The organism is Paenibacillus sp. FSL E2-0201 (assembly GCF_037963325.1).
Taxonomy (GTDB): domain Bacteria; phylum Bacillota; class Bacilli; order Paenibacillales; family Paenibacillaceae; genus Paenibacillus_AQ.
On the sequence record NZ_CP150154.1, the window covers coordinates 1547533 to 1560025 of the forward strand.

The 12493-nt window shown below is 49.1% G+C and carries 12 protein-coding genes; all 12 read left to right on the forward strand.

Going from position 1 to position 12493, the window contains the following annotated elements; translation table 11 throughout:
- Positions 1-26 precede the first annotated feature (26 nt).
- The 12 genes from NSU15_RS06970 to uraH all read left to right on the forward strand — a co-directional run bounded on the left by NSU15_RS06970 (position 27) and on the right by uraH (position 12470).
- On the forward strand, positions 27-1151 hold the full coding sequence (locus NSU15_RS06970; protein ID WP_339289720.1) for an XdhC family protein: 1125 nt from the start codon (positions 27-29) through the stop codon (positions 1149-1151).
- On the forward strand, positions 1093-1665 hold the full coding sequence (locus NSU15_RS06975) for an NTP transferase domain-containing protein (RefSeq protein ID WP_339289721.1): 573 nt from the start codon (positions 1093-1095) through the stop codon (positions 1663-1665). Before NSU15_RS06970 ends, NSU15_RS06975 begins: the two co-directional genes overlap by 59 nt.
- Before the next feature lie 237 nt (positions 1666-1902).
- The gene (locus NSU15_RS06980; protein ID WP_339289722.1) at positions 1903-3069 is read left to right on the forward strand and encodes a BMP family ABC transporter substrate-binding protein; all 1167 of its coding nucleotides are present in this window, start codon (positions 1903-1905) and stop codon (positions 3067-3069) included.
- A gap of 108 nt (positions 3070-3177) precedes the next feature.
- Complete coding sequence (locus NSU15_RS06985; RefSeq protein ID WP_339289723.1) at positions 3178-4710, forward strand: ABC transporter ATP-binding protein; 1533 nt, start codon at positions 3178-3180, stop codon at positions 4708-4710.
- Positions 4707-5849: an ABC transporter permease gene (locus tag NSU15_RS06990; protein ID WP_339289724.1), complete on the forward strand. Its 1143-nt coding sequence runs from the start codon at positions 4707-4709 to the stop codon at positions 5847-5849. Before NSU15_RS06985 ends, NSU15_RS06990 begins: the two co-directional genes overlap by 4 nt.
- 3 nt (positions 5850-5852) lie before the next feature.
- Positions 5853-6782: an ABC transporter permease gene (locus NSU15_RS06995; RefSeq protein WP_339289725.1), complete on the forward strand. Its 930-nt coding sequence runs from the start codon at positions 5853-5855 to the stop codon at positions 6780-6782.
- A 56-nt stretch (positions 6783-6838) separates the two neighbouring features.
- A complete protein-coding gene (locus NSU15_RS07000) occupies positions 6839-7738 on the forward strand; it encodes an FAD binding domain-containing protein (protein ID WP_339289726.1) in 900 nt (299 codons plus the stop codon).
- A 33-nt stretch (positions 7739-7771) separates the two neighbouring features.
- Entirely contained in the window at positions 7772-10066 is a 2295-nt protein-coding gene (pucD, locus tag NSU15_RS07005) for a xanthine dehydrogenase subunit D (protein ID WP_339289727.1), read from the forward strand.
- The gene (locus NSU15_RS07010; RefSeq protein WP_339289728.1) at positions 10053-10589 is read left to right on the forward strand and encodes a (2Fe-2S)-binding protein; all 537 of its coding nucleotides are present in this window, start codon (positions 10053-10055) and stop codon (positions 10587-10589) included. Before pucD ends, NSU15_RS07010 begins: the two co-directional genes overlap by 14 nt.
- A 4-nt stretch (positions 10590-10593) precedes the next feature.
- Positions 10594-11115 carry a 2-oxo-4-hydroxy-4-carboxy-5-ureidoimidazoline decarboxylase gene (uraD, locus tag NSU15_RS07015; RefSeq protein ID WP_339289729.1) on the forward strand — a complete coding sequence of 174 codons (522 nt, stop codon included), beginning with the start codon at positions 10594-10596 and terminating at the stop codon, positions 11113-11115.
- Positions 11116-11133: 18 nt separating this feature from the next.
- Complete coding sequence (pucL, locus tag NSU15_RS07020; protein ID WP_339289730.1) at positions 11134-12084, forward strand: factor-independent urate hydroxylase; 951 nt, start codon at positions 11134-11136, stop codon at positions 12082-12084.
- On the forward strand, positions 12084-12470 hold the full coding sequence (gene uraH / locus NSU15_RS07025) for a hydroxyisourate hydrolase (RefSeq protein WP_339289731.1): 387 nt from the start codon (positions 12084-12086) through the stop codon (positions 12468-12470). The genes pucL and uraH overlap by 1 nt, the downstream gene beginning before the upstream one ends.
- Positions 12471-12493: the final 23 nt, after the last annotated feature.

Below are 12493 nucleotides of genomic sequence, written 5' to 3' on the forward strand. Positions count from 1 at the left end.
AATGCAAACACGGAGGAGGGAGCCTCGTGAATACACATGACATCGCAATGCATATTCAAACCCATAAGGCGCCTGCGGTGCTGGCAACGCTGATAGAAGTGGAGGGGCATTCGTATCGTAAACCCGGGGCAGTGATGCTGTTTTTTGAAGGCGGCACGATTGGAAGTCTAAGTCCAGGGTGTCTGGAAAGCGATCTGCAGCTACGTACCTCTGAGATTTGGGAGCGAGGGCTGCCGGAGATTGTGGAATACAATATGTTGTCTCCAGATGATCTGTCATGGGGTGAGACTGTCGGCTGCGGTGGCAAAATCAAAGTGGTGCTTGAACCCGTGCAAGGAGAGTTGCAAGAGCTGTTGGTGCAGGCGAGTGACAGACTTTCTGCGGGAGAGAGGCTGGTCTTATTCCGTGATGCAGTTGGGAGAGGTTTTGACTATAAGTTAGAGCTGGATACTGATATTCCACTATCGCAGAACAAGAAACATCCGAAATTATCCTACTTGGCAAAAGAAAGCATGGCGACAGGTCGCTTTATGGCCGCCCGAGCTGAATTGACAGCATTTCATACATGCTTTGTGCCCAAACCGCGACTTGTGATTTTTGGTGGGGGACGTGATGTGGTTCCGATTGCTGAGCTTGCTAACAGAGTCGGCTTTCGGGTTGTGATAGCAGATTGGCGTGAAGGGAGTCTGCAAAATGAGTTTCCTCACGCTGAACGGATTATTTGTTCCCCAACGGAGGTTGTTGAACGCTTGGGTGTAGCTCAGGAGGATTATGTGCTGATTTGTAGTCACCAAATTGGGAGGGATAAACAGTTCCTAGAGAGTGTGATTCCGCAAGCTCCGCTATACATTGGAGTTATTGGTTCAAAGGCGCGGATCGCTCTTTTGCTGGAAGGGCTTGAGGTCCCTGCTTTTTTATATGCACCTGTAGGGTTACCTATCGGTGGAGAAGGTCCCGAGGAGATTGCGGTCAGTATTATTGCAGAAATCATTCAAATTAGAAGGGCGGGCTTACGAGAGCTGCCTAAAGGAGTGGATAGTTTTGAAAGTAGCAGGAATATATTTGGCAGCAGGGCAGAGCAGGCGGATGGGCGTGTCCAAGGTTTCACTGAAATTGTCACAGGAGGTCTCACTCGGGAGCGTCGCGCTTAGTGAATTGGATCGCTGTAATCTTGAGCCGCTTATCGTGGTAGTACGTGCGGATGACAACTTGGAATGGCTGCCACCAGCGATTGAGCCGCAAGGAACTAGACGTACCGAAACTTGTTTAACCGCACACTTAGGATTGTCTTTTTCTCTTCGCTGCGGACTTAATGCTGTGCTGCCTTTGCAGCCGGATGCAGTAGTTGTGGCTCTAGCGGATCAGCCTTTTATTACTACGGCATTAGTAAATCGTCTAATACAAACGTTTGAACAATCTCCGGAGATGGATTATGTAGCTAGTGTCAGCGATGGGTCGGCTATGCCCCCTGCTTTGTTCTCAAAAGCGCTGTTTCCAGCGCTACAGGGATTGGATGGGGATCGTGGAGCGGCGGCGATATTGCGATCACCTGATTATAAAGGGATTGTTCTGGAGTCTGACTCCGCCCACTATTTCATGGATGCTGATACTGAAGAGGATTTTGGTGAGATTCAGGAGCGATGGATGCTGAGGAACGGAAAATAGAAAGTAATCGAAAAATTGATCGAAAAAGTGTTCCTTCCCCACATTGAGTCATATAATGTGACATATAAAATCCTTATCCATAAACCTATTAGTGCATTACACACAAAAAAAGTGCTGATTCTTATCATCAAACACAAACGTATGTTATATAAATTTACGCAAGAGCCGCCTCTAAGTATAGTAGAAGTACATTAATGGTTGCAGCCATGATGAGAGATGATTTGGAGGAGGAGAATTATGAAAAAAAGGGGTCAGTTCATAACATCTTGTCTTGCATTAATGGTTCTGATGACAGTGGTTTTGGTGGGGTGTGGGAGCAATAATAATAATTCTTCAAATGCAAAAGCGACAGAGGCAGGAGCGACAACAACGACGGCAACAGAGGCAACTGCAACTACAGAGCCGGCTGTTAAGAAACCGACGGTTGCTTTTGTGTATATCGGACCTCCAGGGGATGGCGGATACACCTACCAACATGATCAAGGACGGCAGTATATGGAGAAGGAGCTTGGAATTAAAGCCGACTTTGTAGAAAATGTCCCGGAAAGTGCCGATGCTGAACGAATCATCACAGAGCTTGCACAATCACACGACATCGTGTTTACAACGAGCTTCGGATATATGGATTTTACATTGAATGTAGCGGGGAAATTTCCTAATGTGAAGTTTCTGCATGCTTCTGGTTACAAAACCGCAGAGAACATGGGGACTTACTTCGGAAAGAATTATCAAGCCAGTTATTTGAGCGGTATTGCGGCAGGGAAAATGACCAAAAACAATCAGCTAGGTTATGTCGGTGCTTTTCCGATCAGCGAAGTGATTTATAACTTGAATGCTTTTACCCTTGGCGCACAAAGCGTCAATCCTGATGTGAAGGTGAACGTGGTTTGGACGAATACATGGTATGACCCCACGACCGAACGTCAAGCGGCAATCAGCTTGCTGGATAAAGGAGCAGATGTGCTTTTGGCCTATCAGGATTCACCTGCGACACTACAGGCTGCTGCTGAACGTGGAGCTTTTGCCGGGGGGAATGATTCGGATATGAGTAAATACGCTCCGGATAATTATTTAACCAATCCAGTATGGAATTGGGGTCCTTATTACGTAAAAGCAGTGCAAGCAGTGATGGACGGAACGTGGAAAAGCGAGCAATATTCCGGCGATATGGCTGACGGCATGGTTGAGCTGGCTCCTTTCGGGAACAAAATACCAGATGATGTGAAAAAGCTTGTCGAGGACGCTAAATCCAAGATCATCACTGGTGAGCTTGAGGTTTTCACAGGCCCGATCTCAGATAACCAAGGAAATGTGAAGGTTCAAGATGGCCAAAAGCTGACCTTGGAGGAAGTGCTGGGTATGAATTGGCTTGTAAAAGGTGTGGAAGGAACTATCCCGCAATAATTTGTAACCATACTAAAAAAATGTACACGATCTATGGGTGGGGCGGATTCCATGAAGTGGGAACTTCCCCACCCGTACTACAACTTGAAGGAAGGAGGGGGGCAGACCATGCGGGAAACTTCAGTTGAAATGCGGGGAATTGTGAAGAAATTCGGCTCGGTAACCGCCAGTGATCAAGTCGACTTTTCGGCAAATGCGGGGGAGATTCATGCACTGCTTGGGGAGAATGGGGCAGGAAAAAGTACAGTGATGAGCATGCTGTCAGGGGTGTACAGAGCAGATGAAGGAGAAATCCTCATTCATGGAAAAGCTGCTCACATCCGTTCTCCTAAAGATGCAGCCCAGCTTGGTGTAGGTATGGTGTTTCAGAGCTTTAGGCTGGTGCAAAGTCTCACTGCTGCGGAAAATATCGTGCTTGGCGAAAAGTCGTCTTTCTGGCGTGGGCGTAAGTGGATGAAGAACAAACGCAAAGAAATAGAGGCTTTAGCAGAACGGTTTGGATTGAATTTCCCGGTGGATCGTCCGATTTGGCAGCTGTCCGTTGGTGAACAGCAGCGTGTTGAAATCGTTAAGACGCTGTATCGAGGGGCTGACATTATTATTCTGGATGAGCCGACCTCTGTGCTAACCCCGGGGGAGGTGGAGCAGTTATTTGAAACGCTGCGGGTCATGAAGCAGGCTGGAAAGACGGTCATCATGACGACTCATAAAATGAAAGAGGTTATGGCTTCCTCCGATCGGATTTCCGTCATGCGCAAAGGAAAAATGATCGCTACGCTGACCGCGGCGGATACGGATGAAATGGAGCTGGCTCGCCTAATGGTGGGTAAAGAAATAACTATTACCCGGCAAGAACGGGAGGCCACCGAGGGAGACTCTCTGTTAGAAGTGAAGGGCTTGGACGTATATGCCGATCATGGACGAAAAGCGTTAGATCATTTCTCGCTGAATGTGTGCAAAGGAGAGATTGTTGGCGTAGCTGGGGTAGCTGGCAATGGGCAAAAGGAACTGGCCGAAGTGTTAACAGGTCTCAGGGGCTGGAAAAGTGGTGAGATTACTTTTGATGGAAACACGGTGAAATCTGCTTCGGTAAGAGGGGCAATTGATTTGGGAATCTCTCATGTTCCGGAGAACCGGATGAAGAGCGGTTTAGCCGGACGTCTCGGATCGGTAGATAATCTTTTATTCAAATCATATCGCTCAGTGGAGCACTCTAAATATGGTTTCCTGAAGTCTGCGAAGAACCGTTCGTGGTCAGAGGAGCTGGTCCAGCGCTTTAATGTCAAAACACCTGAGCTGGATACGCCAGTACAGCAATTGTCAGGCGGTAATCAGCAGAAGCTGCTGTTTGCACGTGAGATCAGCCATCGGCCGAAGCTGATGGTCGCCGTTCATCCGACACAAGGGCTGGATGTAGGCGCCACGGCTGGTGTTCACGACCTTCTTATGGAGCTGCGCGGTTCAGGTAGTGGCGTGCTGTTAATTTCGGAGGATTTAGATGAATTACTTCAGTTGTCTGACCGGATTCTAGTGATCTATGGCGGCTCAATTATTGGTGAGAGTACGCATGAGGAAGCGAATCGAGAAAGCATCGGACTGCTAATGGCTGGTATTCATAACAGAGAGGAGAGCGCCGTATGAGCCTGGAGAATGGAAGAAATACCGCAGCAGTTGTACTAGAACCCCTTCCCTCCCACTCCGGGAAACGATTCTCTCTGCGTTTGGAATACGATGCCAGCCGCATCCGTTCGCCTTGGTGGACCCCTATTGTATCTATAATTCTAGCGTTATTACTGTGTGCCCTATTTATCGCAGCGAATGGGATGAATCCGGTGCTGGTCTATGAAAAAATGTTCCGTGGCGCATTTGGCACAGCGTATGGGCTCACTGAAACGATGGTTAAAGCGATCCCGCTACTCCTATGTGGGCTTGGGATTGCTGTGGCTTACCGCATTTCTGTATGGAATATTGGAGCAGAAGGGCAGTTAACCGTTGGTGCTATGGCAGCTACCGCAGTCACGATTTATTTTCCTGATTTATCTTCATTCTGGTCTCTAGCCTTAATGCTGCTGTTCGGCATTGCGGCAGGAGCGATTTGGGGGCTACTCACTGCTATCCCCCGGACGCATTTTGGCGTGAATGAGCTGATTACTTCATTGATGCTGAATTATGTTGCTTTATTGGCACTCGATTATGTGGTATTCGGACCTTGGAAAGATCCTAAAGGGTTTAATTTCCCCGGATCGCCAATGTTTACTTCGGCTCAGTCTCTGCCTGTTCTCGGAAGTACGAGATTGCATATCGGATTGTTATTTGGACTTATCGCTGTTGTGATTTATTACTTGATGATTCGTTTCACCAAGTGGGGTTATGAGCTTCGTCTGATTGGGGCCAATCCTGTGGCTGCCAGATACGCCGGCATTCATATCAAGCGGCATATTATTATCGTCATGCTGATCAGTGGAGGGCTTGCTGGTATAGCGGGAATGGCTGAGGTCTCCGGTGTTACTCACAAGCTGATGCAAGGCATCTCTCCCGGTTATGGCTACACCGCCATTATTGTGGCTTGGTTAGCCAAATTAAACCCACTCGGCCTAATCGTTACTTCCGTCCTGTTCGGTGGCTTAATTGTCGGTGGATACAGTGTTCAGACCATTGGGCTACCCTCCTCAATTTCGGAAATGCTGCAAGGCTCTATCCTGTTTTTTCTGATTGCTGGCGATATGATTTATCGTTTCCGTATCCGCCGTAGCAAGGTTCAGCTGAAAGGGGGGAGATAACCCATGGATTTTACTACACAGCTCCTAATCGCCGCAATATCCGCAGGGACCCCGCTGCTATTAGCTACTCTTGGAGGCATTTTAAACGAACGAGCCGGCATTATACAGCTTGGAGCTGAAGGGCTGATGCTGATGGGAGCAGTCACTACTTGTATCGTGTATATTCGCTCAGGAAACCTGCTGTTAGCTCTACTGGCCACCGTAACTATAACGGCTGTGCTTGGTTTACTTCATTCTTTTCTCAGCGTGACCTTAAGGGCAAATCAAACGATGTCCGGTCTTGCGATGACTCTGTTCGGCAGTGGACTGAGCGCTTATCTGGGCAAACCGATCAGTGGCATTCCTTTGCCGGGAACATCCCCTAAGCTGCATTTGGTGTGGCTGGAGAATGTTCCGGTTATCGGAAAAATATTCGGTAATATGGACTACCTGACCTGGTTCAGTCTGCTGCTAGTGCTCGCTCTGCATCTGCTAATTCACCGCACTTCTTGGGGGCTGCATTTGCGGGCAGTCGGAGACAGTCCGGCTACCGCTGACGTGATGGGGATTCGGGTACAACTTATCCGGTACAGCTATGTGATCATCGGTGCTGCCCTCATCGGTCTGGCAGGAGCAGATATGGTTTTGGCTTACGCTCCAACCTGGAATGAAGGTCTAACTGCAGGTCGAGGATGGATTGCGGTGGGTCTTGTGATTTTCGCCAGATGGAATCCGCTGCGTGCCTTGTTCTGTGCATACTTTTTCGGGGCACTGGATTCGCTTGGCTTCCGCATTCAACTGCTGGGCAGTGCGGTTCCGCCTTATTTTCTCAAAATGATACCGTACCTTGTGACTATCCTAGTCCTGATGTACCTAGGGTATCGCAATCGCAATAAACCATCCGGCACACCGGAATCACTCGGAGTTCCTTATATTCGGGAACAAAGGTTTTAAGGCAAAGCGTAGGCGTAGAGAGACAGTAATCATGTGCTTAAAAGGAGGCGGAGTGTATGGGGGTTTTACGGGAAGAGGATGGAAGGCTACCTGATGTAATTCAGCCCCGCAGCCTGCACGAAGCTTGGGAGAGGAAAATGGCGCTCGGGGACAGTGCCCGATATGTCGCGGGAGGGACACTGCTGAGAACAGGGTGGGAAAGTGGAACAGCCCTTATACCTAAACAGCTGATTGATCTTCGGCAAATTTCAGGTCTTGCTGATATTACTCAAACGGAATTCTACTTGTCCCTGGGTGCTCTTGTTCCGCTCTCTCAGTGCCGCAGCAATGAGCATTTGCAGGCAGTGGCTCCAGCGCTGCAAGAAGCCGCACGTTGCATAGCTGCTCCGTCGGTGCGTAATCTAGCCACGCTTGGTGGCAATATCGCTTCTGGCTTCGGTGATATTCTACCCGCGTTACTGGTATATGACGCTGAGTTGATTTCCTTTGACGGTAAATTTATGACGACACTACCGTTGACAGAATGGCTAAACAATCACTGGAGTGGGATGAAACCTGCGGCAGATCTAGTGGCTGAGATTCGTATATCACCTGCTCGCCGAGAGAATCCATTAACAGATAGATTTGAAATTTTTCGTAAGGTTGGCCGAAGGGAGGCTTTCACCCCTTCACTTGTAACGGTAGCGATATCCGCATGGATCGATACTGAACACCGTTTTCGTGAGGTTCGTATCGCAGCAGGCGGGGGGACGGGGCGTCCGCAGCGGCTAAGAAGAGTTGAAGCTATGCTTGAAGATGAGGTGTATACAGATTCGCTGCTGCCTGCTCTATATGAAGTGGTTGAGAACAGCTTCGAGACATATGGTGATCCCTTTGCCACAGAGCTCTACAAGAAAAAAACAGCTGGAAACCTACTTGTAGCTGAGCTTTGGAAGGTTATGAATAGGCGGAGCTAAGAGGTGAGACCCCCACGAAAGGAGCGAGGGAAAATGCTGCTGAATAAGGAATCCAGCGGAAGCCGCTGGCGTACACGGCCCGACGGAGAGGGCAAGGTATCCGGCAAGCTGCAGTATTTGACCGACATGAGAGCGGAAGAAATGTTAATCGGCCGCGTGCTCCGCAGTCAACAGGCACATGCCCGTATTTTGTCTGTGCGAATTGAGAAGGCCAGGGAGGTTCCGGGTGTACACGCTGTTATTACTCACGAGGATGTGCCCGGACTTAATGGATTTGGTATAGCTTTGCCGCATCAACCAGTGTTTTGCAGTGACCGTGTGCGCTATACCGGCGATGCGATTGCGGCAGTAGCGGCTGAGACAGATGAAATTGCGGAGTATGCCCTATCCCTTATTGAAGTGGATTATGAGCTTCTACCTTTGCTGGAGAATCCGGAAGAGGCGATGAAGACGGACGCAGTCCTGCTGCATGCTGAGGGAAATGTACTTCATCATACGGAATACCGTAAGGGGGAGCCGGAAGCGGTATTTACGGATTGCTGCCATGTGGTAGAGGAGACTTACTATACACCGCGTCAAATGCACACCTATATGGAGACCGAGGGTGGATTGTTTATCCCCGAAGATAACGGACGGCTTACCGTTTATTCAGCTACACAACATGGGTTGATGGATCGGATGCAGCTATCCAGAATTCTGGCTATTCCTCAAGAAGATATCCGCGTCATTTCGAGTCCTATCGGAGGGTCCTTTGGAGGAAAAGACGAGCTGAATGTACAGCCATACGGAGCGCTGCTTGCAATGCGAACACTCCGTCCAGTGCGACTTCATAATTCGAGAGCTGAATCGGTGCGTGCTGGACTTAAACGTCATCCTATGAAAATTACCATGAAAACTGGCTGTGACCACGAAGGCATCATCAAGGCACATCAGGTCAGAATTATTTCGGATACGGGAGCTTACGCAACGCTTGGTGCGGAGGTGCTTAACTTCGTAACAGAACATGTAATGGGCCCTTATATCATCGATCATGTGGATGTGGAAGGCTTCGCTGTATACACCAATAACGGTGTGTCCGGTGAATTCCGCGGGTTTGGCGGCAATCAGGCGATATTCGCTTTGGAAGGACAAATCGATCGTTTGGCAGAGCGATTACAGATTGATCCGTGGGAAATGCGCCGCCGCAATCTGCGTAAATACGGTGATCTCGGTCCATTAGGTCAGGAGATTGCCCAGACCGATGGAGCCTATCAGGTGTGGGAAGCGCTGGCTGATTCGCCTCTCGTGACTGAGGGAGCGTATACAGACAAAGACTCAGGCTTCGTGGAACCATGGATCGTCACCGGAACGGGTGCTGCGATAGCTATGCATGGTGCAGGACTTGGTTATGGCATCCCCGATCCGGCGGGTGGTCGGTTGTCTCTGACTCTAGAGGGCAAGATTGAGGCGGTTTTTGGTTACGAGGAGTTTGGCCAGGGTTTAATTGCAACCATGGAACAAATGCTGATTGAACAGTTTGGCTTGGCAGCAGAGGACATAAGCATCGTCATTGGCGATACGGATGTTGTACCTGATAGCGGATCTAGTACGGCTTCACGATCAACTAGCATGATGTGGATGGCTCTCAAACGGCTACGTCCAGACTTTACCTCTCGAGTATTGCAGGCAGCTGCGACGATAAAGCCAGAGCTGGATGACTATGAAATGAAGCTCGGCCCTGGTGGCATTTGGCAAAAAGACGGTGGTCTGCTTCTGACATACAAGGATCTGGCAGAGAGGATTTCAGAACCCATTGTCTGTAATACGAAGTTCACTTATCCAACCACGCCTTTTAAAAGAGTGGGGGCGCATTTCCTTTACACCTATTCCGCCATTGCGGTCCGGGTGGAAGTTAATCTGCTTACAGGACGTGTTCGTGTACTGGACCAATATCATACGGTAGCGGCGGGGCCGGTGGCGAATCCGCAAGGGTACCTCGGGCAGATCGAAGGTGGCAGCAGTATGGCGGTGGGCTTCACCTTGTCAGAGGATGCTGTAATGTCAGGCGGCAGCTATGTCACCAAAAATTTAGACACCTATTTGGTGCCGACCATTGCCGATATGAATGGCAGCATTCAAGTGCAGCCGATAGAGGATTTACCGGATCATGATACGTACGGTCCTCGCGGTATCGGAGAGGTGGGTTCCGTCAATTTAGCTCCGGCTGTCGCATCAGCCATATTCCAGGCTGTAGGGAAACGGGTAACCAAGCTGCCCATTGATCCCGAATGGCTGCAGTCTACACCGTTTATTCCACAAAAGGCGGTGAATATCCATGCGGAACACTAATCCGAATTCGAATCTAAATGAAGAGAATCTTGATCCAGCATCATTTAAAGAAGCTTTTACAGAAGAGAGGTTCACCTTCAGATGTAACCTTAATGGTAAAGCGATATCCACCGAGATTCCCCCTTCCCGCCGGCTTTTAGATGTTATTCGTGAAGATTTGGAGCTGACTGGAACGAAGCGCTCTTGTGAGATTGGCCGCTGCGGAGCCTGTATGGTGCTGGTGGATGGACGCCCTGTGAATTCATGTCTGGCGATGGCCTATCAATGCTCAGGTGCCAAAATTACAACGATTGAGGGTCTTAGTGAGGCGGGACTACATCCCGTTCAGCGTGCTTTTTTAGAAGAAGGCGGGTTCCAATGCGGTTATTGCACACCTGGGATGGTCATCTCGGTGGTTGCCCTGCTGGATGAGAACCCGCATCCTACTCAGGTCGAAGTGGAAGAAGCTTTATCGGGTAACATTTGCCGCTGTACAGGATATGGAGGCATTTTGCGAGCGGTTAACAAAGCTATTGGGGGATGAGTGGATGGTCATTTCTGAATGCAAGTTTACGCTGGATGAAGTAAATGCCATGAGCATAACGGAGTTTGTGAAGCATCTGGGAGGGATTTTTGAACACTCGCCGTGGGTGGCAGTGGAAGCTTATAAGCAGATCCCGTTCCATTCAATAGAGCATCTGCATAGCACAATGATGGAGACCGTACTGAGTGCAGACCGTAGCCGAATGGAGGGACTATTAAAAGCTCACCCAGATCTGGCGACTAGGCTTCAAGTTACACCTTTGTCAGCATCGGAGCAGCAGGGGGCTGGACTAGATCGGCTAACAATGGAAGAGTTCAATCTGCTAAACGATCTTAATAGAAAGTATACGGATAAATTTCAGTTCCCTTTTATTCTAGCAGTTCGTGGCAAAAACAAAGATGACATCATCAGTGCCATTGAAGCACGGGTAGAGCGCTCACCTCAGGAGGAATGGGTTCAAGCTTTTTCTGAGATCGGCCTTATTACAAAATTCCGCTTAAGTGATTTAATCATTCATTCATCATAATCGGGGAGGATGTCAGCCATGCTGGAACCAATTAACGGACGTACAATGTTTTATGGAAAAAGCGATGTTCTAACTTATCGTACCTATGCGAAACCGCTGGCCGTTACCCCTGTTCCCGAATCTTCCTTCACGGGCTGCGATAACATTATATTCGCGCATAATATTACATTTGCCGTTACGGGCGAAGCTTTTCTCTCTTCTTTTTCAGAAGGGGATAATTCTATGGTCGTAGCCACCGATTCCATGAAAAATTTCATTCTGCGCAATACCGCCGACTACACGGGCAGCACAACGGAAGGGTTGCTGCAGCTTCTCAGCAGCCGGTTTATGGATAGATACAGTCATGTCACTGCAGTTTCTGTGTCCGCAGATCGGTTGCCTTTTGAACAGGTAATGGTCCCCGGAGGCGAAGGGCTTAAGCAGAGTCAATTGGTGCTGCGGCACTCCAATAATGAATCCTATTCGGCTTCGCTGACAGTAAAACGTGGAGACAATGGGTCTGAGGTTGTCGCTCATGAATGCCGTTTGAAGGACTTACAGCTTATAAAAGTGAGCGGAAGCTCGTTTTATGGATTTGTCCGTGATGAGTATACAACTTTGCCGGAGAGCTTTGACCGTCCGCTTTATATTTTTCTGAATATTAACTGGACCTATAATGATGTCGAGCATGCTTTGGATGGAGATCAAGGCCAATATGTAGCTGCGGAGCACATTCGTGACATCGCCCATAGTGCTTTTCATGAACTGAACAGTCCTTCGATCCAATCGTTGATTTATCAAATTGGTCTGCGTGTATTGTCCCGTTTTCCACAGCTGGCTACAGTCTCGTTTGAGTCCAATAACCGGACTTGGGAAACGATTGTTGAACCTGAAGAAAGCAAAGGTGGAGTGTTCACCGAACCTCGTCCACCTTATGGTTTCCAGGGGTTTTCTGTCAGTCGTGCAGATTTGGCTGGAGAAACAGCGTAATGAGCGGGCGTCTTACCACCCATGTGCTGGATCTGTCGCGGGGCATTCCCGCTGCAGGCCTGACACTTCAGCTCTGGAAGCTAACGGAGGGTATGAGTAAGCTTCTGTGTGAAGGGGTTACGAACAGTGACGGGAGGCTTAATGCTCCGCTGCTGGAGGGGAACGGGATGGAGGCAGGCTGCTATGAGCTGTTGTTTATGGTCGGCGATTACTATCGTAGTGTGGATGTCGAGAAGCCGGCAGTTGGCATAGGAAGTCCGGTAAGCTCGATGCCTTTTTTTCTAGAACAGATCCCCATTCGTTTTCACATTGGAAGCTCTACAGACCACTACCATGTACCTTTGTTAGTTGCTCCTGGTGGATACAGTACGTATCGAGGAAGTTAGGGAAGGTTTGATGACCGGAGGAG